Genomic DNA, 21,672 nt, shown 5'->3' on the forward strand with positions numbered 1-21,672 from the left:
GATCAGGCTGTAACCGCTCGTTCGACCAACGACAGCGCCTGCCCCGGGAGTTCCCCCCGGTGATCTGCGGCTCCGCTGAGCCAGTGGACCCGCGGGTCGCGGCGGAACCACGAGTCCTGACGGCGGGCGAAGCGCTTGGTGGCCCGCACGGTCTCGGCGCGCGCCTCCTCCTCGGTGCACTCCCCGGCGAGCGCGGCGAGGACCTGCTGGTAGCCGAGGGCGCGGGCCGCGGTGCGCCCCTCGCGCAGGCCCTGGGCCTCCAGGGTGCGCACCTCCTCGACGAGGCCGGCCTCCCACATCCGGTCCACGCGGGTGGTGATCCGCTCGTCCAGCTCGGGGCGGGCCACGTCGACGCCGATCTGGACGGTGTCGTAGACCGAGTCGGGGCCCGGCAGATTGGCGGTGAAGGGCTTGCCGGTGATCTCGATCACTTCGAGGGCGCGGACGATCCGGCGCCCGTTGCTGGGCAGGATCGCACGAGCCGCCTCGGGGTCCGCTTCGGTGAGCCGGGCGTGCAGGACGCCGGAGCCACGCTCCTCCAGTTCGGCCTCCAGCCGGGCCCGGACGGCGGGGTCGGTGCCGGGGAACTCGAGCGCGTCGACGGCCCCCCGTACGTACAGACCGGAACCGCCGACGAGGACGGGGGTGCGGCCGGCGGCGAGCAGTCGGTCGATCTCGGCGCGGGCGAGGCGCTGGTACTCGGCGACGCTGGCGGCCTCGGTCACGTCCCAGATGTCGAGGAGGTGGTGCGGAACGCCACCGCGCTCCTCCTGCGTCAGTTTGGCGGTGCCGATGTCCATCCCCCGGTAGAGCTGCATCGAGTCGGCGTTGACGACCTCGCCCCCGAGCTGCTGGGCCAGGAATACACCCAGATCGGACTTTCCGGCCGCCGTGGGGCCGACGACGGCGATGACCCGCGGGGCGGGAGCTGCGCTTCTCACCACCCCAGTCTCGCAAACCTCCCGACCGGTCCCCGAATGAGTTACGTGACGGGCCCTCATCCGGCTTCGTTGCCTGTTGCGAGGTTCCGGCCGTCGATCGCCACGGAATCCCTCCCATCCGAGTACGCTATGGAGTGAATATGGGCGTTTTTGCAGTGTTTAGCCGTAAGAAGAAGGATGCGGCCGCGGCCTCGCCGGAGGAGACCGGGGCCGTCGCTCCGGCGGAGGACGGCGACACGGAGTCCGGGACGGACACCCCGGAGGCCGTGGCCGACACCGCGAAGGCCGGCAGCGAGGTCGAGACCGCGAGCGGCGACGTGGATGCGGACGATGTCGACGCGGGCGAGGCGGCGACCGGTGCGGTCGCCGCGGAGGTCGTGGAGATCCCGAAGCAGCAGTCGGCCGAGGCCGCCGCGGACAACGAGGCCGGCGAGGGCGCCCGTAAGTAGGCAGGACTCGGAACACGGACTCCTGGGGAGTCCGCGGAGGGAAGGTGGCCCATGGGTCTCCTGGATTCGCTGAAGGCAAAGCTCGCCCCGGCCAAGGACAAGGTGGCCGACCTCGCGCAGCAGCACGGGGGCAAGATCGACCACGGCATCGAGAAGGCCGCGAAGCTGGTCGACGAGAAGACCAAGGGCAAGTACAGCGACAAGATCCATTCCGGTACGGACAAGGCCAAGGGCGCACTGGACCGGATGGGTCACAAGGACGACGGCACCTCCGGCAGCGGCGGCGCGACCCCGCCGCCGGCCGCCTGACGTCCGGCGTCACCCGACGGTCCCTCCGCACGGCGGACGGCCGCGGAGCACCTCGCTCCGCGGCCGTCCGCCGTTCTCTTAGGGCTTCCTTCCGGATCCGTTCCGAAGTCGGGACTCTTCCCGGACTCAGGACCAGGCGGCCACGAAGTACCCCACGCCGTACGGGGCGTCCTCGAAGAGCAGCCGGCCGTCGAGGCCCGCGCCCTCGGCGGCGCCCGCGAGGACCTGCCAGGGGGCGCGTCCGGCCGCCTTCAACTCGTATGCGAGCTCCGGTTCCAGGGCGAGCAGCGCGGCGGCGTCGGCGGTGCCCAGCGCGCGGGCGGCCTCGGCGTCGAAGCCGGCGGCCCGCTCGTCGAGATAGCCGGGGGCCTTCACCGTCCGGCAGGCGCTGCCGTCGCCCAGCACCAGGAGAACGACCCGATCGGCCGAGTCGGCGAGCCCGCGACCGATCCCGGCGCAGACGTCGGGTGTGGCCGACGGGTCGACGCCCAGGCCCTCGATCGGCGCGTCTGCCCAGCCCGCCCGGCCGAGGAGCCAGGCTCCGACGGCGAGGGAGGCGGGCAGGGGCCGGTCGGCGACCGACCCCTCGGCCGACGGTACGGAGTCCCCGTGCCCGGCGGGGTCTCCCGGCGTCGCGGAGCCTCCCAGCCGTACGGCGAGGTCGACGCCGAAGCCCGCGAAGGAGCCCGTCGAGCCGGCCGGGAAGACGCCGTGGGCGCCCTCGTCGGCGGGACCGACGACGTACAGCAGGTCGGGGCGCGCGGCGGCGAGCAGCCCGACGGCGTCCGTACAGGCCGCCCGCGCGGCATCCAGTTCGGGGGCGGCACCGGTCGCGACCTCGGGCACGAGGAGCGGCGGGCAGGGGCAGACGGCTGCGGCGACAAGCATGATCCGCAGCCTACTGCGCGAGGCTCACGCGGCCGGGTTCCCTCACACACCGGTGACCTGGCGGCACGGTGACCTGGTGGCACGGTGGTCTGGTGGGCCCCGGCCGGGCCGTCGGGCCGGAGCGTCGACGGGGGCCCTCCGCGGGGGTGTCGGCCGGCTCTGTCCCCGCGTTACCGGGCATCGGCTTCGGCGTCCCGGTCCGACCGGGCGTCTACTCGGTCTTGCCGTCCTTCGAGTCGTGGACCAGTTCCGCGATGCCCATCGTGATCTCGGAGAGCGTCACCGCGCCCTTGACGATCACCAGATAGCTGTCGCCGCCCGGCATGCGGTACACCTCGCGCCACTTCTCCCGCATGGGCGCGTGGTACGCCCGAGTGGCGGCGAGCAGCTGTTCCCGGGCGTCCTCCCGGGTGCCGGTCACCCGGGAGACCACCTCGGTGAAGCAGGAGTCACCCGACTTGTACTGCGCGAAGACGATCCACTTCTCCGTGCTCTCCATGCGTTCCCCCCACAGGTACGAACGGTGTCAGTGGCTCCCGCAGGCCGGGACCTCGGCCGCCGGGAGCGGCTCCGGGACCCCGATCTTCGGCAGCCCGAGCAGCACGCCCGCCGGCTTCGCGGCGGCCGCGGTGGTGCGCTTCTCCCAGGCGTCACCGGCGCGGGTGCGGCGCACCGACGCGACGGGGCCCTCGGCGAGCAGGTGGTGCGGGGCGGCGTACGTGATCTCGACGGTCACGACGTCGCCGGGGCGGACGTCCTCGTCCGGCTTCGTGAAGTGGACGAGACGGTTGTCGGGGGCGCGGCCCGAGAGGCGGTCCGTGGCGCCGTCCTTGCGGCCCTCGCCCTCGGCGACCATGACCTCCAGGGTGCGGCCGACCTGCTTCTTGTTCTCCGCCCAGGAGATCTCCTCCTGGAGGGCGACGAGCCGCATGTAGCGCTCCTGCACGACCGCCTTGGGGATCTGGTCGTCCATGTCGGCCGCCGGGGTCCCGGGGCGCTTGGAGTACTGGAAGGTGAAGGCGTTCGCGAAGCGGGCCTCGCGGACGGCGTGCATGGTCTGCTCGAAGTCCTCCTCGGTCTCGCCGGGGAAGCCCACGATGATGTCGGTGGAGATGGCGGCGTGCGGGATGGCCGCGCGGACCTTCTCGATGATGCCGAGGAAACGCTCCTGCCGGTAGGAACGACGCATCGCCCGGAGGATCGAGTCCGAGCCGGACTGCATCGGCATGTGCAGCTGCGGCATGACGTTCGGCGTCTCGGCCATCGCCGCGATCACGTCGTCGGTGAAGTCGCGGGGGTGCGGGGAGGTGAAGCGGACCCGCTCCAGGCCGTCGATCTGTCCGCAGGCGCGCAGCAGCTTGGAGAAGGCCTCACGGTCGCCGAGGTCGGAGCCGTACGCGTTCACGTTCTGGCCGAGCAGGGTGATCTCGGAGACGCCCTCGGCGACCAGTGCCTCGATCTCGGCGAGGATGTCGCCGGGGCGGCGGTCCTCCTCCTTGCCGCGCAGGGCGGGGACGATGCAGAAGGTGCAGGTGTTGTTGCAGCCGACGGAGATCGAGACCCAGGCGGCGTACGCGGACTCGCGGCGCGTCGGCAGGGTCGAGGGGAACGCCTCGAGGGACTCGGCGATCTCGATCTGCGCCTCCTCCTGCACGCGGGCGCGCTCCAGGAGGACGGGCAGCTTGCCGATGTTGTGCGTGCCGAAGACCACGTCGACCCAGGGGGCCTTGGAGACGATGGTGTCGCGGTCCTTCTGGGCGAGACAGCCGCCGACGGCGATCTGCATGCCGGGGCGCGTGGTCTTCATGGGGGCGAGCCGGCCGAGGTTGCCGTACAGCTTGTTGTCGGCGTTCTCGCGGACCGCGCAGGTGTTGAAGACGACGACGTCGGCGTCTCCGTCGGAGCCCTTGGGGGCCTTGACGTAACCCGCCTCTTCCAGCAGACCGGAGAGCCGCTCGGAGTCGTGGACGTTCATCTGGCACCCGTAGGTGCGGATCTCATAGGTCTTGGTGCCGTCAACGCTCACTGCGGTGCTCCGGTCGCTGCTGCTCGTCATGCGTCCAAGGGTAGGCGGTCCGTGGAGGGCCTCCGCCCGAACCGGGGAGCCCGGCGGCGGGGCACCGTACCCCCGACCCTGCGGAAAACCGCAGGGTCGGGGGTGCGGAGAACACCACCTGGTTGAACGGCAACCCTCATACCGGCGCTGATCAGGGATTTCTAGGTTTGACGGAGAAGAACGGGGCGCCCGCCCCCGACCTCCCCGCCCGCTTGGAGTCGCTCATGAACCTCACGACGACGGTGATCGCCCAGCAGTCCCAGCAGCCCGCCGACGGCGTCGCCGGCTGGGCCGCCGGCCTCGTCGACACCATGGGCGGCCCGGGCGCCGGTCTCGCCATCGCCCTGGAGAACCTCTTCCCGCCGCTGCCGAGCGAGGTCATCCTGCCGCTGACCGGCTTCGCCGCCGGGCAGGGCGTGCTGAGCCTGGCCTCGGCGCTGTTCTGGACGACGCTCGGCTCGGTGGTCGGCGCGGTGGCGCTCTACTGGATCGGGGTGCTCTTCGGCCGGGACCGGGTGCACGCGATCTGGCGGAAGCTGCCCCTGGTGAAGTCCTCGGACCTGGTCCGTACCGAGGAGTGGTTCGCCAAGCACGGCACCAAGGCCGTCTTCCTCGGCAGGATGGTGCCGATCTTCCGGAGCCTCGTCTCGGTGCCCGCCGGTGTCGAGCGGATGCCGATGCCGCTGTTCATCATGCTCACCACACTCGGCAGCCTCGTCTGGAACAGCGTCCTCGTGATGGCCGGCTACTGGCTGGGCGACCGGTGGGACGTCGTGGAGACCTACGTCGGTGTCCTGTCGAAGGCCGTCCTGGTGGGTGTCGTCATCGCCGTCGTGGCCTACGTCGCGGTCCGGCTGCGCGGTCGCGGCCAGGCCGCCCAGCACCGGCGCGCCTCGTGACCCTCGGCTCCCGCCCCACCGGTACGGCACCGCTTCCCGCCCAGCCCTGGCGATCTTGCCCGGGCTGTGCGGGCGCATTAGTGTCGGGCCCCGTGCACGGGGACGGGGATTCAGGGGATTCAGCAGACACCGGGAACGGCGGGGGCGTACACGGGACCGTCACCCGCACCACCACCCCGTACTGGCCCCGGCGCGGACTGGGGACCCTCCTCGGCTGTGCGACCGCTCTGATCGGCGCCCTCTACTTCCTCGTCGTCGGCGCGGCCCTCGGCCCGTTCCTGCTCTGGCCGCGCACCCGGTCCAGCGCTCGGGAGATCCTGATGGCCGGCGCCCGGCGCCTGGTCACCGTCGAACGGGCCCGGCGCTCCGCCTTCTTCGCCGATCTCTTCCCCGAGCACTACAAGGCCTCGGACCAGAAGATGCTGCGCTATCTCGCGATCCGCAGCTACACGGGTCTGCTCTGCGCGGTGGTGATCGGGCTGCTCGTGTTCGGCGCCGTCCTGGCCGGGCTCCTCGCCCACGGCGCTGTCCGGGGCACCCTCGGCTGGGACGAGCTGCTCACCCAGGTCCTGCTCGGCGGCGTGCTGCTCTTCCTCGACGTCCAGGGCCTGTACTCGCTGGCCGCGCTCGACGCCCGTTCCGCCCGGGAGTGCTTCGGGCCTTCCGAGCGGGAACTGCTCCAGCGCCGCATCGACGAACTCGCCACCAGCCGGGCCGCGGTCGTCGAGGCCGTGGACGCCGAGCGGCGGCGCATCGAGCGCGATCTGCACGACGGTGTCCAGCAGCGCCTGGTGGCGCTCGCCATGCTGATCGGCCGGGCGCGCCGGGGCCGCGACCCCGAGCAGGCCGCCGCGCTGCTGCTCCAGGCACACCAGGAGTCCCAGGGCGTCCTGACCGAACTGCGCGAGGTGGCCTGGCGGGTGTACCCGTCCGCGCTCGACAGCCTCGGGCTCGAAGAGGCGATCGGCGGCGTCGCCGAGCGGTGCGACATTCCGCTGCGGACCCGTTTCGAGGTCGGCGCCCCGCTGCCCCGGCCGGTCGAGACGGCCGCCTACTTCGTGGTGTCGGAGTCCGTGACCAACGCGGCCAAGCATTCCTCGGCCTCGGCGATCTCGGTCGCGGTGGCGCTCGAAGGGGCGCAGCTCACCGTACGGGTCGAGGACGACGGCGCGGGTGGCGCGAGCGAGACCGGCAGCGGGCTGACCGGACTGCGCAGCCGGGTGGCCGCGCTCGACGGCGTGCTGCACATTCACAGCCCCCTCGGGGGACCGACCACCGTCACCGCGGAGCTGCCATGCGCGTAATCCTGGCCGAGGACTCGACCCTGCTGCGAGAAGGCCTGGTCAGGCTGCTCGTCGAGGAGGGCCACGAGGTCCTGGCGGCGCTGGGTGACGCGGTGACGCTGCTCAAGGAGGTCGAGGAGCGGCGGCCGGACATCGTCGTCGTCGACATCCGGATGCCTCCGACCCATACGGACGAGGGGCTGCGGGCGGCCGTCGAGATCCGGGAGCGCTGGCCCGAGGTGAGTGTTCTCGTCCTTTCGCAGCACATCGAGCGGAATTACGCGGCCAAGCTCCTCGCGGCCAATGCCGAGCGGGTCGGCTATCTCCTCAAGGACCGGGTGGCGCAGGTCGAGGAGTTCCTCGACGCGCTCGAACGGATCCACGCCGGCGGTGCGGCGATCGACCCGGAGGTCGTACGGCAGTTGGTCATCCGGACCACGCACGGGGACCCGCTGGCGCGGCTGACGCCCCGGGAGCGGACGGTCCTGGAGGCGCTCGCGGAGGGGCACACGAACGCGGCCATCGCGCAGAAATTGCACATCTCGCTGAGTTCGGTGGAGAAGAACCTCAACACCGTCTTCGACAAGCTGGAACTCACGCATACGACCGGCTACAGCCGACGGATCCTGGCGGTGCTCCGCTATCTGGAGTCCTAGTACTCCAGCCGTAGACCGCGATCTTGCTGTTCAGGGGCGGTGCGAAGACAGGTACGGCCACCGTCAGGGCCCCTCCTCGCGGCAAAGATCTCAGGCCGACGACACCAGCTCCTCCAGCTTGTCGAGACTCTGAGTCCAGCCCTCCTCGTGAAGAGCTTGGCGCCTCTCGGTGGCGAAGTCACCCTGGCTGATGACCAACTCGGCCCGTGCACCGCCGATATCGCGAAGCGACAGCGTCACCACCGTCTCCCGATCCTCGGGATCGGGATCCTCCCATCGGAAGGTGTAGGACAGGCGTTCCAGAGGGTCGACCTCAACGAATTCCCCCACCAGGTAGAACAGATCGCCCTCCGGAGGCTGCATGGCGATCCGATACCTACCGCCTGGCCGAAGGTCGCTTTCCACACGTGGGATGGTGAACCCGTCAGGGCCCCACCACTTGGCCAGTTCCTGCGGTTCGGTCAATGCTCGGAATATGACCGAGCGCGGTGCGCGGAGGACACGCCGCAGATGCAGCCTCAGCCCGCCATCGTGTGTCATCGCGAACCTCCTCCAACCGAAGGCGCCGAGATTGACCAGCATGCTCATCGTAAGTATCCCAGCCGTAGGCCGCGATCTAGCTGGCCAGGGGCGGTGTGGGGACAGGCGCGGCCACCGAGCCAAGGGACTGCGCCCCTACGACTGGGCCCTGGCCGACCTCGCCGACGCGCAGCCGGGACACCACCAACTGCTGGTCCGCCGCAACCGCCGCACCGGCCCACCGGTTCCGCCGGTCCCACTGGCGACGCCGCCATCAAGCCCGCCCGGTATCCAAAGCCGTAGCTCCTGGAACTCCCTGCACGGCGTTACGGGAAACCGCACCGGTTTACCTCGTACTCCCTTCATTCTCCCGTGAATAGCGTTTCTCCCGTCGCGAAACGGAAGCACAACGGGAGGAACGGAAAATGCGAAGGAAACCGGCGACGGTACGGATCGCACGATGGAGCGCCACTCATCCGTGGACCGCCATCGGGCTCTGGGTGGTCTTCGTCGCTCTCTGTCTCTTCCTGGGCGGAGCCGCCGGCACGAACAAGATCAGCGACGAGGAGTCCGGGGTCGGCGAATCCGGGCGCGCCGGCCGGATCACCGCCTCGGGGCACTTCACCGAGAAGCCCGAGGAGAACGTCCTCATCACCGCCGCCCACGGCGGGAAGGTGGACGTCGCCACCGCGCGGCAGGCGGCCGCGGAACTCACCGGGAGGATGAGGGCCCTGCCCGAGGTGGAGAGCGTCGGCACCGCCTTCCCCTCCCCCGACGGCACGGCCCTGCTGCTCCCGGTGACGATGACGGGCGACACCGAGAACGCCGACACCCGGGTCCAGCCGCTCCTCGACGCGAGCGCGGCCACCCAGAAGGCCCACGAGGGCATCCGGATCGACCAGATCGGTACCGGCTCCACCGCGAAGGGACTCGGCGAGACCCTGGGCGAGGACTTCGAGAAGGCCGAGCTGATCAGCCTTCCGCTGACCCTGCTGATCCTGCTCGTCGTCTTCGGCGCGATCATCGCCGCAGGTGTCCCCGTGCTGCTCGCCATGTCCTGCGTCGGCGCCGCGATCGGCCTGTCGACCCTCGCCTCGCACGTCCTGCCGGAGACCAGCGCGGTCGGCAACGTCATCCTGCTCATGGGAATGGCCGTCGGCGTCGACTACTCGCTCTTCTACCTCAAGCGGGAGCGCGAGGAACGCCACAAGGGCGCCTCGCACCTCGACGCCATCGAGATCGCCGCCGAGACCTCCGGACACACCGTCGTGGTCTCCGGCACCACCGTCATCGTCTCCATGGCCGGTCTCTACCTCGCCCAGGAGGCCACCTTCGCCTCCCTGGCCACCGGGTCGATCATCGTCGTGGCCGTCGCCGTCCTGGCCTCGCTGACCGTGCTCCCGGCGCTCCTCGCCAAGCTCGGCCGCTGGGTCGACCGGCCGAAGGTGCCGCTCCTGTGGCGGCTCACCATGCGCTCCGGCGAGTCCCGGCTCTGGCCCGTGCTGCTGCGCCCCGCACTCGTACGGCCCGTGCTCACCCTGGTGGTCTCCGTCGGCGCCCTGCTCGCCCTCGCCCTGCCCGCCCTCGACATGAAGCTGAAGCAGCCCGGCTCCGACGACCTGTCGCGTGACATCCCGGTCGTCCGGGCCATGGACCGGCTGACCGCCGCCTTCCCCAGCAAGGGCACCGTGCACCAGGTGGCCGTACGGGCCCCGGCCGAGCGGGCCGGTGACGTGGAGGCCGCGCTCAGGACCCTGCTGGACCGCACCGGGGGCCAGGAGCTGTTCGCCCACGACCGGACGCCCACGATCCGCGCGTCGGCCGACAAGCGCGTCCACACCGTTGCCGTCGGAACGCCGCACTCGCCCAGGAGCGAGGGGGCGCGGCACTCCCTCGAACTGCTGCGGGCCTGGGTGCCCCGGGCGATCGCACCCGTCCAGGACGCCGAGAGCGCGGTCGGCGGCAAGGTCGCCCAAGGGGTCGACTTCACCGGCCACCTGGAGGACCGGATGCCGTGGGTGGTCGGCTTCGTCCTGCTGCTGACCTTCGCCACCATGGCCGTCATCTTCCGCTCGCTCGCCGTGGCGCTCTCCGCGATCCTCCTGAACCTGCTGTCGGCGGCCGCGTCCTTCGGTGTCCTCGTCGCGGTCTTCCAGAACACCTGGGCCGAGGGCGTGCTCGACTTCCACAGCTCGGGGGCGGTCGTCTCCTGGCTGCCGCTCTTCCTGTTCGTCGTCCTCTTCGGACTCTCGATGGACTACCACGTGTTCGTCGTGAGCCGGATCCGCGAGGCGGCCCTCGACGGCGCCGACGTCCGCGCCGCCGTCCGCGACGGCATCACCCGCTCCGCCGGCGTCGTCACCAGCGCGGCGATCGTCATGGTGGCCGTATTCGCCGTCTTCGGGACGCTCAGCATGGTGGAGTTCAAGCAGCTGGGCGTCGGCCTGGCGGCGGCGATCCTGCTGGACGCCGTCGTGATCCGCGTCTTCGTCCTGCCGGCCCTGATGACGGCCCTCGGCCGGTGGAACTGGTGGCCGGGCGGCCTCGCCGCCACACGACGACGCGGCCGGCACGCGGCCGAAGCGGACGACGACACCCGGCAGCTGCGGCTGCCGCAGCCGGGGCCTGTGCCGGTGGGTGCGGGGCCGAACCCCGAGAAGCAGGGGTACGGCCAGGGGACGGGCTGTCGGAGCGAACACGAGCGGTAGACCCAGGACTTGGGCGGGGGGCGAGGCGGCAGGGCGGGGCGGACGGCCGGGCGAACGACCCGCGGAACGGGTGCCGGACCCGCGACTCGCGCGGCGGTAACGGCAGTTCCTCAGGGAAGGGAGCGCGCTATTCGGCCGCCGTCGTCGGTGCGGGGGCGGTCCCGGGCGCAGGTTCGGGTGCCGGCCGCGGCTTGCGCCGGAGCAGACCGGTGGCCGCGAGCACCGCGACCGCCCCGAGCCACACGGTCCAGCCGAGGGGTTCGCGCAGCACCGCGGCGCCCAGGACCACAGCCACGGCGGTCATCAGATAGGTGACGGTGGAGGCCACCGTGGGCCCGTCCTTGATGATCAGCTCGAAGTTGAGCAGCGCGGCGAAGCCGGTGCAGACGACGCCGAGGATCAGGACGGAGATCACCGAGTCGGCGCGCCAGGTGATGGTCTGGAGCCCCAGGAAGGGGAAGGCGACCAGGAGCAGCACGGTGGCCGCACTGAGCTGCCCTCCGGCGAGCACCAGCGGGGGAATGCCCTTGCCCACGAGGAACCTGCCCATGTAGGCGAAGCTGGCGCCGAAGCTGATCGAACCGAGGACGAAGCAGAGGACGCTCCAACCGGTGCCGGACGAGGCCGAGTTCCACGGGGAGGCGATGAGCGCGGTGCCGCCGAGACCGAGCAGTACGCCGCCGGCCTTGAAGCCGGAGACCCGCTTCTCCTGGCCGAGCAGCAGGGCGGCGCCCAGGGTCCAGATCGGCGCGCTGCCGTTGACCACGGCGGCGACGCTGCTCGATCCGGCGATCTCCCCCTCGGCGTAGAGGGTCCACGGGACGGCGTTGCCGAGCAGCGCGGCGACGGTCAGATGGCCCCAGGTGGCGGCTTCCCTCGGGAGCCGGAGCCCCTTCGCGTAACCGAGGGCGAGGATGACGACGGCGCCGAGCGCGAGCCGGATCAGCACCATCTGCACGGGTGAGAATCCGTACCCGGCGATCTTGATCCACAGGAAGACGGAGCCCCAGACGAGACTCAGTGCGGCCAGCCGCGTGTAGGTGGCTTTGGACATGGGTGTTCCCGCTCTCCGAAGCTCAAGGCTCGGCAAGGAGTTGGAAGAGGATGAAGAGGATGAGGAGGAAGAGGAGGACGAAGCAAGGGGACGCGCGGAGCTCTCCGCGGTACGGCACCGAGCCTCGCACCGGCCGTCGGACGGGTCCAGCAACGGCTGGTGGAAGGTACCGTCCACCAGCCGTGGCGAATCGCGTCCCAGCGGGCCGGAGCCGTGGAGGGGCAGGCTGCGCCCGCTCAGCCGACGACGGCCGCCCTGGCCGCCGTACGCAGCTCGTCGAGGACGGCGGCGATCTCCGGCGACGTCTGGCTGCCCTCCCGCACGGCCGCGAAGACCGTACGTGAAGGGGCCCGCTCGCTGAACGCGCGGATCGTCACCTCCGGCCGCGGGACCGGCTTGGCGAGGCGCGGCACCAGCGCGACCCCGAGGCCGAGCCGGACCGCCGCGAGCGTGGCGTCCCAGTCGCCGATGGCGTGGGAGGCCCGCGGGGTGAACCCGGCCGCCGTACACGCGGCGACGCCGATGTCGTGGCAGAGGCCCGTCGTGGCGAAGATCCAGGTCTCGTCGGCGAGGTCGGCGAGCAGCAGCCGCTCGCTGTCGAGCAGCCGGTGCCCGGCCGGCAGGGCGATGTCGAAGGGGTCGTCGCAGAGCGCGACCCGGTGGAACCGCCCGTCGGTGCGTCCGTCGGAGGTCCTGGCGGTGCGTCCGTCGGTGCGTCCGTCGGTGCGTTCGTCGGGAGGCCCATCGGTGCGTCCGTCGGGGAGCCCGGCGGAAGGGCGTTCCTCACTCGGCGCACCGGGCGACGGCCGGGTCGTGTCCGCGGAGATCACGACGTCCGTCTCCCCGCGCCGTAGCAGGGAGAAGCTCTCCGGCGGGTCGACCTCGGCCAGCGAGGTCCGCAACAGCGGTCGGGTCTCCCGCAGTCGGGCCACGGCGGGCAGGATGAGCGCCGACAGGGTGGTGGAGAAGCCGGCGACCGCCACTTCCCCGCGCTCTCCGCTCCGGTGGGCGGCCAGTTCCGCGCGCATCTGTTCGACCTGGGTGAAGACGGCGTCGGCGTGCCTGAGCACGATCCGGGCGGCTCCCGTGAGCCGCAGCCGGCGCCCGGACGGTTCGGTGAGCGGGACGCCCAACTCACGCCCCAGGGCACTGATCTGCTGCGAGACGGCCTGTGGGGTGAGGTGGAGCGCTTGGGCGGCCGCGCTGACGGTGCCGCGCTCGCTGAGTTCCCGCAGCACCCGCAGCTTCCTCAGGTCCGGAAGGTCGGTCACGCCCGCACCCCTTCCCGCCACCGCCGTCCGGTCATCGTACGCAGCCGGCGTCCACGTCGACGACCTCCTTGGCGGCCCCGACCTGTTCGCCGTGGCCCGCGCTCTCGGCCCGGACGGCGTACGGGCGCCGCCTCACCGCCGTGGCGGGGTGAGGCGGCGGTCCGGCACCGGAAGAGGGGTCAGTCCAGCGGCATGCTCCGTTCCGAGGAGCGCGCACCCGGAGCCGTCGGCGCCGGGATCTTGAGGAGGCCCTTGTCGCTGGAGCTCGCGGGCGCGTCCGCGCCGACCGGGGTGGTGGTCATGGGCCGGGCGGCGGCGCAACGCTGCTTCTCCGCCTCGGACATGGGACCGGTGCGCTGAAGCAGCCGGTCGGGCACGGCCCGCGAGGGTCCGTCGATGACGGCGTGCAGCCGGTAGTCGTCCTTCTTGCTGACGAACCAGCCCTCGACCCGCTCCCGGCTGGGCTGCATCTCGACCCAGCTCACCTCGCCGGGCTGGATCTTCTCCACGATCGTCCGCTGGTCGCTGCTGAACCACTGCCAGGGCCGCTGCCAGCCCTTCTCGTAGGCGAGGGCGAACTGGGCGGCCATGGGCCGTTCCTTGATGCGCTTCTCGTCCTCGTCCCGTACGCCTGAAGTGGGCAGCCTGGCCACCTCGTTGAGGGCCAGGTTCGCGTCGGCGTACGTCTGGGAGATGCTGTCGTGCCCCCGCTCGGCGTAGGAGAGGAGCCGGGAGTGCTCCAGCGGGTTGCGGGTGCAGTTGACGAAGGCCTCGCCGACGACCCTCGCCCGGTCGTAGTAGCGGAAGGACATGCGGGTGTCCGGCTGGAACGTGCAGGCGTTCTCGCCGTTGCAGGCTGCGGCCGCGTTGTGGAGGGTGCTCTCGCGGTCGTTGCCCTTGTACGCCTCCGAGGTGCCGAGCGCGGTCTTGTTCACGGTCTTGTCGAGGTCCCGCGGCACCTCGACCGCGCGGATGCGGGCGATCATCGGTGAACAGGTCACATGGGTACGGGAGTCGGTGACCCGGGAGGTGAAGGTGAGCAGCGGCTCGTTCTCGCTCGCGGTGAAGACATAGCTGCGGGCGGTCCAACGGCCGGGACCGGGCTTGCCCTTCGTACGGTCGGGGTCTCCAGCGGTGGTGGCCTCCTGGACCGCACCGCCGGAGCCGACGACGGCGTACGGCTGCCCGGCGACGACCTGCTCGCCGGTGCACTCCTTGGAGACGGCGGGGCTGTCCTCGTAGCTCACCGTGACCTTGGCGCCGGCGCGGACGCCGCGCAGCCGCTGCTGGAGGGTGTTGCCGTCCTTCTGCAGGGCGACGCCGTGGGAGGCGTCGGTGCGGCCCGAAGCGGTGGGCGAGTAGCGCTGGTTGGAGCCGGTCCAGAAGTCGATGCCGACGGTGGTGGGTCCGTCGCCCTTCATGACCGGGTCGGCGAAGTCGCCGTTGAGGACGGGCACGGACTGCGCGGCGGCGGCCGCGGCTGCGGCGACGGCGGAGTGGGGGGCGAGGGGGAGGGGGATCAGGATCCCGGCGGCGCCGAGGACGGCGAGCGCGGAGAGGGAGCGATGCATGAGGGGACTCCTCCGGGATCAGAAACCGTTGGCGGGCAGGACGACTTCGCGCTTCGGGTCGGCACCCGGCGGCACCGCCCGAGCGGCCGGCACCTCCCGTACGGCGGCGCCGCTCCGAAGCCCGCCGGGGGTGCTGTTGTCGGCGTCGGACGCGGTGTCACCGGCGGGACGCTTGCGGCCGCAGAGCCGGTCGGGGACGGCGTACGTCTGAGCGACGAAGCTGCTGGTGTTGACCATGGAGGGGCTGTCCACGCTCACGTTGAGGATCTTCTTGCCCGTGTCCGTGACGAGATCGCCCACCACCCGCCGCATGGCGGCGCTCGCGCCGAAGACGAGCATGTCGTACGGCTTGACCGTGGTCTTGTAGACCGTCGCCTCGGTGTTCTCGGTCGTCCACGACTTGGAGTACGTGGCCTTGAAGGCGGCCTCGAAGGCGAGCTTGGCGCTCAGCGAACCGGCCACCTTCGCGCCGCCCGCGACGGTGGTCTTGGTGCCGTTCGTCGAGGTCGGGCCGTCCTTCAGGTTGGGTGTCTTGTTCTCGCTGGTGATGTCGTTGCTGAGGTTGGTGGTGACCTCGCCGGAGGCGGTGATCGTGCCCTCGGCCGTGATCTTCCCGGAGATCTCGCCGCCGATGTTGTCGGTGCTGCTGGTCCTCAGGGTGACCGTCCGGTCGACGCCCATGTCACTGGTCGTGCAGTTGACGACGGCGTTGCCGAGGGACTTGACGGCGGTGGCGTACTCGCGGTCCCGCGCCGGGTCGATGGCGAACGTGCAGGCCGTGCGCTTGGTCCCGCAGTACTCCAGGACGTCGGCGATCCGCGCGGGCCGCCCGTCGGCGGTGACTGCGCGGGCGACGGGGGTCTCGCCCGGCCCCTCCTCGGCGGCGACGGCGGCGGGCGGGGTGAGCAGGACCAGGGGCGCGGTGAGCCCGAGGGCGAGAGTGAGGGTGAGGGAGCGGGCCAGGGGCGGGACGGCGTGGGGACGACGTTCAGGCATGACGAAGGAGCCCTTCGGGACGGAAGGAGTACAGGGGGGAGGAAGGGAGAGGGAGAGAAGGGAGGGGGAAGGGAAGTGGGTCAGGAACCGAGCAGCGAGCAGAGCTGGGAGGCCGGGAAGGGGGACTGTCCCGGGTCGCTCGACCCCTGCGGCAGGGAGGCGGGGAAGGCCGCGCAGGTGGAGTCGACCGCCTGAGCGGCGTTCTCGGCGGGCTCCGGCTTGTACGTGGAGATGGTCGTGCCCATCTCCTTGAGGCCGTCCTCCTCGCGGCCGCCCGTATCGGCCAGCTTCTCCATGCAGGAGCTGGAGCCGGGCGGGCACTCCTCCAGCTTCTTGCCGGCCGCCTTGATGTCCTTGTCGGCCTGGCCGGCCGCCTCCTGGGTCTTCTTCTGCTGCTCGTCGATCTCCTTGGCCTCCTTGGCGTTGGCCTCCTTGTCCAGGCAGGCCTGGTCCTCGGGCTTGCACTCCTCGGCGTACGCGGTGGGGGCAAGGGGCAGGGCGAGAGCGGCGGCGAGGACGGCTGCGGTCAGCACACGGCGTGCCGACGTCTTCCATTCGGACATGAGAACTCCCTTGGGACAGGGGTGACTTGGTGAGCTCGGAAGGGGACGCCAGGGGCGGACAGGGGACTGTCCTCAAGATCACCGAGCGCATCCAGACGCTAGCCGTCGAGGCCTCGGCACTCCGGCAGGACACACGGCGCGGCGTGCACCCCAAGAGCCGCTCACCACTTCGGCGGAGCGCACACGGGGCTGCCCCGAGGGCCCGGATCCGGGGCACCGGCGGGCCCGTCCCCCGGCCCGCCGGTCCACCCGTTCGTAGGGACTCGGGGGTGCGGACGAGAGAGCGGGCAGGCGTGTCCGGCGGGGCCTCTCACTCACCCGGCCGCCGCCGTTCGGCCGTCCGTCCCCAACACCGCCCGCGTCTCGCCCCGGGTCCACGGCAGGGGTGAATGCGCCCCCATCTCACCACCCCGAACGGACGTCCGACAAACGGGTGTTTCAGCGGCTCCAGCGCGCCTCGGTGATCGTTTTCGGTCAGTCTGCTGTTGTGCCCGGCGGCCCGTCCCGGCCGCCGCACCCGGCCGTGGGCGCCCCATGCCCAAGGGCCCGGCACGACGTGTTCGCATGACCCGCGACCGGCCCGTGCACGCCTCCGCGCTCCCCGCGGACGCCACCGGCCGGACGCCGCGCTCCCGTATGTCCCCGTCGAAGGAGAGCAGAGCCATGTCCCGTTCACGACGCAGTCCCTCGCGCACGACACCACGCTCCCGGCGGTTCGCCGCCGCCGCCCTCACCGCGGCAGCCCTCACCGCCGTACCGGCCCTCGCCCCCGCGGCGAACGCCAACGAGGGCAACCCGACCGTGCTGAGCTGGGGCGCGGGCCGCACCGGCCAGCTCGGCAACGGCACCCTCGCCGACAGCCTCAGCCCGTCCTCGGTCACCAGCCTCTTCCGCGGCGACGTCGACCAGATGTCGGCCGGCGGCACCTCGTCCGCCGACTCGTTCGCCCTCGCCCGTACCGACAAGACGGTCAAGTCCTGGGGCCACAACTCCTCCGGCCAGCTCGGCAACGGAGGCAACACCAACCAGGCCGTTCCCACCACCGTGCCCCGCCTGAACAACATCAAGGACGTCGCCGCGGGCGGGAAGCACGGCCTCGCCCTCGACACGAGCGGCCAGGTCTACTCCTGGGGGGACAACGCGTACGGCCAGCTCGGCAACAACCGCACCGGCGACAGCCGTACGGTCCCCGACCGCGTCCAGGGCATGCCCAAGGTCAAGCAGATCTCGGCCGGCTGCGACTTCAGCCTCGCGCTCCTGGAGAACGGCAAGGTGTACGCCTGGGGCCGCGGCATCCACGGCCAGCTCGGCAACGGCACCCGTGCCACCAGCTCCGTACCCCGGCAGGTCCTCGGCCTGGAGAACATCGTGGAGATCGACGCCGGCTGCCACCACGCCCTCGCACTGACCGCCGACGACACGGTCAAGTCCTGGGGCTACAACCTCTACGGCCAGCTCGGCAACTCCTCCACCAAGTCCGCCACCCTCCCCGTCGACGTGGACTGGATCGAAGGCGTCTCCGACATCGAGGCGGGCGCCTTCCACAACTACGTCAAGACGAGCGACAGCCACGTCTGGGGCTGGGGCAACAACCAGTACGGCCAGCTCCTGGAGTCCGACGAGGCCTTCGACTCCAACGTCTCCCGCACCAACCGCACCGCCCCCGTCGAGATCCCGCGCCTCGAAGGCGTCCAGCACCTCGCGGCGGGAGCCCGGCACGGCGTCGCCGTCACGGCGGACGAGGTCTTCACCTGGGGCCACAACGGCGAGGGCCAGCTCGGCAACGGCACGACGGTCGCCCGCTACGAGTCGGTGAAGATCCTCAACGAGGGCTCGGCGATCAAGGCGGTGGCCGTCTCCCTGGGCGGCAACACGACGTACGCGTACTGAGGCCGGTGAACGGCATGTCGTACCCGTCGTACGTACGGGCCGTGGTCGCCGCCGCCCTCGCCCTGGCCTCCCTGGCCGCCTCTCCGGCACTCGCGCACGCCGAACCGCGTGACCCGTGGGTACGGTCCTGGGGCCTGAACATCGGCAGCCAGCTCGGCAACGGCACCACGCTCGACCAGACCACCCCGGGCTCGGTCGTCGGAGTCGCCCGCGGCGACGTCCGCGAGCTCTCCGCCGGAGGCTTCAACAGCAACCTCTCCTTCGCCCTCGCCCTCCTCGACGACGGCACGGTCCTGTCCTGGGGCGGCAACACCTCGGGCCAGCTCGGCGACGGCACCACCACCCAGCGGGGCTTCCCCGCGACGGTCGCCGGACTCTCGGGTGTGTCCTCGATCGCCGCCGCCGGCGGCCCCTTCGCCCTCGCGGTGCGCGGCGGCCGCGTCCTGGCCTGGGGCACCAACGCCTACGGACAACTCGGGAACGGCCTCACCACCCCCGACACGGCCGGCCTCGCGACCCGTCCCGTAGCCGTCCAGAGCCTGAACAAGGTCAAGGACGTCTCGGGCGGCTGCGAGCACTCCGTCGCCCTCCGGGAGGACGGCACCGTCTGGACCTGGGGAAGGGGCCACCTCGGACAGCTCGGCAACGGCGCCTATTCCGATCGGAACACGCCCCAGAAGGTGCCCGGCCTCGACGACGTGGTGGCCATCAGCGCCGGCTGCGCCCACTCCCTCGCCCTCACGGCCGAGGGGACCGTCAAAGCCTGGGGCCGCAACAACAAGGGCCAGCTCGGCAACGACAGCGCCGAGGACAGTCCGGCGCCCGTCGACGTACGGCACCTCGACGGCGCCACCAAGATCATCACGGGCGCCTACCAGAGCTACGCCGTCCTGGACGACGGCACCGTACGCGCCTGGGGCTGGAACGGACTCGGCCAGCTCGGCGACGGCACCACCGTCGACCGGGCGACTCCCGTCCCCCTCCCCGGCCTGAGCGACGTCCAGGAGATGGCCGGCGGCTGGCAGCACACCCTCGCCGCCCTCTCCGACCAGTCCGTCCTCGCCTGGGGCAACAACAGCAACGGTCAGCTCGGCAACGGCACCACCGACTCGTCCCCCACCCCGGTCACGGCCCTGCCGGCCGGCAGCGGCGTCACCCGCGTCGCCGCCTCCGTCGCGAACAAATCCAGCTACGCCTACTGACCCCCCTGACTCCTCGACCCCCACGACCCTCATGAAGCGAAAGGCACGCAGATGACCCCACCCCTGCGTCTCACCCTCCTCGCCGCGCTGTCCCTCGCGGCCCTCACCGCCTCCGCCCTCCCCGCCGCCGCCGGTACCGACCCCTGGGTGCGCGCCTGGGGCGAGAACGCCCAGGGCCAGCTCGGCAACGGCAGCGTCCTCGCCCAGCAGACCCCCGCCGCCGTCCTCGGCATCACCCGTGACGACGTCCGCGAGCTCTCCGGAGGAGGCGGCGGCGCCGCGGCGGCGGCCAACGGCTTCGCCGTCGCCCTCCTCAAGGACGGCACCGTGAAGAGCTGGGGCAACAACGCCACCGGCCAGCTCGGCAACGGCACCCTCGTCGCCCAGTCCTTCCCCGCGACCGTCGCCGGACTCTCCGGCGTGAGCGAGGTCTCCGCGGGCCTCAACCACGCCCTCGCCGTCAAGGGCGGCCGGGTCCTCGCCTGGGGCAGCAACGCCTCCAAGCAGCTCGGCACCGGCCAGGACACCACCAACCCGTACAAGGCCCCGATCCCCGTGCAGAGCCTGGACAAGGTGAAGGACGTCGGGGCGGGCTGCGACTTCAGCGTGGCGCTCCGGCAGGACGGCACGGTCTGGACCTGGGGCAAGGGCGACAACGGGCGTCTGGGCACCGGCAACAACACCACGCGCGAGACCCCGCAGAAGGTCCCCGACCTCGTCGACGTCGAGTCCGTGGCCGTGGGCTGCGACCACGTCCTCGCACTCACCGCCGACGGCGTCGTCAAGTCCTGGGGCAAGGGCGCCGAGGGCCAGCTCGGCAACGACTCCACCACCGACAGCAACAAGCCGGTGGACGTCGCCTACCTCGACGCCGTGGCCAGGATCTTCGCCACCTCCGCGTCCGGCTTCGCCGTCCTCGACGACGGCAGCCTGGCCGGCTGGGGCAAGAACACCGACCGGCAGCTCGGCGACGGCACCAACGCCAACCGCACCACCCCGGTCGTCCTGGACACGCTCAAGGGCGTCCAGAGCATCGCCGGCGGGGCCGACTTCACCGTGGCCGCGCTGGACGACGGCTCGGTGATCGGCTGGGGTGCCAACGCGGCCGCCCAGCTCGGCGACGGCACGACCACCAACCCCACCGGCACCACGGTGGCGCTGCCGCCCGGCAGTGGCATCACTCACGTCGCCACCACCGTGACGGGCAAGTCCGCGTTCGCCTACTGACCCGGCACGGCCGCGCGGGCCCCTCGCCGGGCCCGCGCGGCCCTCCCGGCGGCAACGGGAGAGCGGGCCCACACCTCCGATCCTGGCCAGACACACCGGTGGCCTGGCAGGATCGCGAGCATGTTCGCCTCGCTCTCCCGTGCCGCCCGCCGCCGTGTCCTGGCGGTCTCGGCCGCGCTGCTCGCGGTGTGCGGGGTGCTGGTGTGGTGGCTGGTGCCCTGGGGCACCCCCGTACCGAGCGGTTCCGTCACTTTCAGTACGGGAGTCCCCACCGGCGTCTACCAGCAGTACGGAAAGCTGCTCAAGCAGGCCCTCGCACAGGACCTGCCCGAGGTCTCGATAGAGCTCACGCGCAGTGAGGGCTCCCAGCAGAACCTGGCCCGGGTGGCCTCGGGCCAGGCCGACTTCACCATCGCGACGGCCGACGCGGTGGCCCAGTACCAGCGCGAGCGCAGGCCCGGCTTCGAGCGGCTGCGCGGCTGCGCCCGCCTCTACGACGACTACGTACAGCTCGTGGTGCGCAAGGGCTCCACGCTGCGGAGGGTGCAGGACCTGCGCGGTCTCAAGGTCGGCGTCGGCCAGGACGGCTCCGGCGTACGACTGATCGCCGACCGGGTCCTCGCGGCGGCGGGCCTCACCCCCATACGGGACGTCGAGGCGGTCTCGGCGGGCATCGACACGATGCCCGAGCTCCTGGAGCGCGGCGAGCTCGACGCCTTCTTCTGGTCGGGCGGCCTCCCCACCCTGGCGGTGCAGACGCTGTCCGAGCGCTTCGAGATCCGGCTGCTCCCCCTGGACGCGCCGCTGGTCGACCGGCTCCACGACGTCGGCGGGTCGACCCGCCACTACCGGTCGGCGGTGATCCCGGCCGACGCGTACGCCAAGGCGCAGGACGGCCGGCCGATAGAGACCCTGGCCGTGGCGAACCTCCTGGTCACCACGGTGGAGGCGGACGCGGACCTGGTGGAGGGCTTCACCCGGACGGTGATCAGGAGCCGGGACCGGATCGGCAGCCAGGTCCACCCGGCCCAGCTGGTGGACCTGCGGACCGCCGTCTACACCGAACCCCTGCCCCTCCACGAGGGCGCCCGCCGCTACTACCGCTCGGTGAAGCCCTGAGCTTCCCGCCCTGACGGCCCGTTCCCGATCGGCCCGTTCCCGACCGGCCCGGGACCGGCCGTCCGGCCCCG

At 71.7% G+C, this 21,672-nt stretch carries 20 protein-coding genes; 10 read left to right on the plus strand and 10 right to left on the minus strand.

The genetic code is table 11. From position 1 onward, the window contains the following. Positions 1-2 precede the first annotated feature (2 nt). Positions 3-941, minus strand: coding sequence for a tRNA (adenosine(37)-N6)-dimethylallyltransferase MiaA (miaA, locus tag OG259_RS11495; RefSeq protein WP_328942194.1), 939 nt, complete (start codon positions 939-941; stop codon positions 3-5). A gap of 140 nt (positions 942-1,081) precedes the next feature. Here miaA and OG259_RS11500 point away from each other — a divergent pair, with 140 nt between their 5' ends. Together OG259_RS11500 and OG259_RS11505 are read left to right on the plus strand one after the other, a co-directional pair. After that, positions 1,082-1,390 carry a hypothetical protein gene (locus tag OG259_RS11500; RefSeq protein ID WP_328942195.1) on the plus strand — a complete coding sequence of 103 codons (309 nt, stop codon included), beginning with the start codon at positions 1,082-1,084 and terminating at the stop codon, positions 1,388-1,390. A 51-nt stretch (positions 1,391-1,441) separates the two neighbouring features. Beyond that, positions 1,442-1,699, plus strand: a complete 258-nt coding sequence (locus tag OG259_RS11505) for an antitoxin (RefSeq protein ID WP_328942196.1) — start codon at positions 1,442-1,444, stop codon at positions 1,697-1,699. A gap of 126 nt (positions 1,700-1,825) precedes the next feature. On the opposite strand, the gene OG259_RS11510 is transcribed toward OG259_RS11505, so the two are convergent. The 3 genes from OG259_RS11510 to miaB form a co-directional block, all read right to left on the minus strand. Next, entirely contained in the window at positions 1,826-2,587 is a 762-nt protein-coding gene (locus tag OG259_RS11510; protein WP_328942197.1) for a class III extradiol dioxygenase subunit B-like domain-containing protein, read from the minus strand. Positions 2,588-2,798: 211 nt separating this feature from the next. Further along, positions 2,799-3,086 (minus strand): hypothetical protein, encoded by a 288-nt coding sequence (locus OG259_RS11515; protein ID WP_328942198.1) that lies wholly within the window; start codon positions 3,084-3,086, stop codon positions 2,799-2,801. A 27-nt stretch (positions 3,087-3,113) separates the two neighbouring features. Then, positions 3,114-4,643 (minus strand): tRNA (N6-isopentenyl adenosine(37)-C2)-methylthiotransferase MiaB, encoded by a 1,530-nt coding sequence (miaB, locus tag OG259_RS11520; RefSeq protein WP_328942199.1) that lies wholly within the window; start codon positions 4,641-4,643, stop codon positions 3,114-3,116. A 224-nt stretch (positions 4,644-4,867) separates the two neighbouring features. Here miaB and OG259_RS11525 point away from each other — a divergent pair, with 224 nt between their 5' ends. The 3 genes from OG259_RS11525 to OG259_RS11535 all read left to right on the plus strand — a co-directional run bounded on the left by OG259_RS11525 (position 4,868) and on the right by OG259_RS11535 (position 7,481). Next, a complete protein-coding gene (locus tag OG259_RS11525) occupies positions 4,868-5,542 on the plus strand; it encodes a DedA family protein (RefSeq protein WP_328947057.1) in 675 nt (224 codons plus the stop codon). A gap of 92 nt (positions 5,543-5,634) precedes the next feature. Continuing rightward, on the plus strand, positions 5,635-6,846 hold the full coding sequence (locus OG259_RS11530) for a sensor histidine kinase (protein ID WP_443051946.1): 1,212 nt from the start codon (positions 5,635-5,637) through the stop codon (positions 6,844-6,846). Next, positions 6,837-7,481 (plus strand): response regulator transcription factor, encoded by a 645-nt coding sequence (locus tag OG259_RS11535; RefSeq protein WP_328942200.1) that lies wholly within the window; start codon positions 6,837-6,839, stop codon positions 7,479-7,481. Before OG259_RS11530 ends, OG259_RS11535 begins: the two co-directional genes overlap by 10 nt. 90 nt (positions 7,482-7,571) lie before the next feature. Here OG259_RS11535 and OG259_RS11540 read toward each other — a convergent pair whose 3' ends face one another. Further along, positions 7,572-8,069 (minus strand): SRPBCC family protein, encoded by a 498-nt coding sequence (locus OG259_RS11540; RefSeq protein ID WP_328942201.1) that lies wholly within the window; start codon positions 8,067-8,069, stop codon positions 7,572-7,574. 356 nt (positions 8,070-8,425) lie between these two features. On the opposite strand from OG259_RS11540, the gene OG259_RS11545 reads away from it, so the two are divergent. After that, complete coding sequence (locus OG259_RS11545; protein WP_328942202.1) at positions 8,426-10,708, plus strand: MMPL family transporter; 2,283 nt, start codon at positions 8,426-8,428, stop codon at positions 10,706-10,708. 127 nt (positions 10,709-10,835) lie between these two features. Here the strand turns inward: OG259_RS11545 and OG259_RS11550 are convergent, their stop codons facing one another. The 5 genes from OG259_RS11550 to OG259_RS11570 form a co-directional block, all read right to left on the minus strand. Further along, entirely contained in the window at positions 10,836-11,762 is a 927-nt protein-coding gene (locus tag OG259_RS11550; RefSeq protein ID WP_328942203.1) for a DMT family transporter, read from the minus strand. A 236-nt stretch (positions 11,763-11,998) separates the two neighbouring features. Beyond that, positions 11,999-13,033, minus strand: coding sequence for a LysR family transcriptional regulator (locus OG259_RS11555; RefSeq protein WP_328942204.1), 1,035 nt, complete (start codon positions 13,031-13,033; stop codon positions 11,999-12,001). 179 nt (positions 13,034-13,212) lie between these two features. Then, entirely contained in the window at positions 13,213-14,604 is a 1,392-nt protein-coding gene (locus tag OG259_RS11560) for a hypothetical protein (RefSeq protein WP_328942205.1), read from the minus strand. Between the two features lie 18 nt (positions 14,605-14,622). Then, positions 14,623-15,600: a hypothetical protein gene (locus OG259_RS11565; RefSeq protein WP_328942206.1), complete on the minus strand. Its 978-nt coding sequence runs from the start codon at positions 15,598-15,600 to the stop codon at positions 14,623-14,625. A gap of 80 nt (positions 15,601-15,680) precedes the next feature. Next, positions 15,681-16,163 (minus strand): hypothetical protein, encoded by a 483-nt coding sequence (locus tag OG259_RS11570; protein WP_328942207.1) that lies wholly within the window; start codon positions 16,161-16,163, stop codon positions 15,681-15,683. Between the two features lie 663 nt (positions 16,164-16,826). On the opposite strand from OG259_RS11570, the gene OG259_RS11575 reads away from it, so the two are divergent. From OG259_RS11575 to OG259_RS11590, 4 genes are all read left to right on the plus strand, one after another. After that, positions 16,827-18,053, plus strand: a complete 1,227-nt coding sequence (locus OG259_RS11575) for an RCC1-like domain-containing protein (protein WP_328942208.1) — start codon at positions 16,827-16,829, stop codon at positions 18,051-18,053. A 14-nt stretch (positions 18,054-18,067) separates the two neighbouring features. Beyond that, positions 18,068-19,255, plus strand: a complete 1,188-nt coding sequence (locus tag OG259_RS11580) for an RCC1 domain-containing protein (RefSeq protein ID WP_328942209.1) — start codon at positions 18,068-18,070, stop codon at positions 19,253-19,255. Between the two features lie 51 nt (positions 19,256-19,306). Continuing rightward, positions 19,307-20,482, plus strand: a complete 1,176-nt coding sequence (locus tag OG259_RS11585) for an RCC1 domain-containing protein (RefSeq protein WP_328942210.1) — start codon at positions 19,307-19,309, stop codon at positions 20,480-20,482. A 120-nt stretch (positions 20,483-20,602) separates the two neighbouring features. Beyond that, complete coding sequence (locus OG259_RS11590; RefSeq protein ID WP_328942211.1) at positions 20,603-21,601, plus strand: TAXI family TRAP transporter solute-binding subunit; 999 nt, start codon at positions 20,603-20,605, stop codon at positions 21,599-21,601. Positions 21,602-21,672 lie beyond the last annotated feature (71 nt).

Origin of the sequence: Streptomyces sp. NBC_00250 (assembly GCF_036192275.1) — a bacterium.
Taxonomy (GTDB): Bacteria; Actinomycetota; Actinomycetes; order Streptomycetales; family Streptomycetaceae; genus Streptomyces.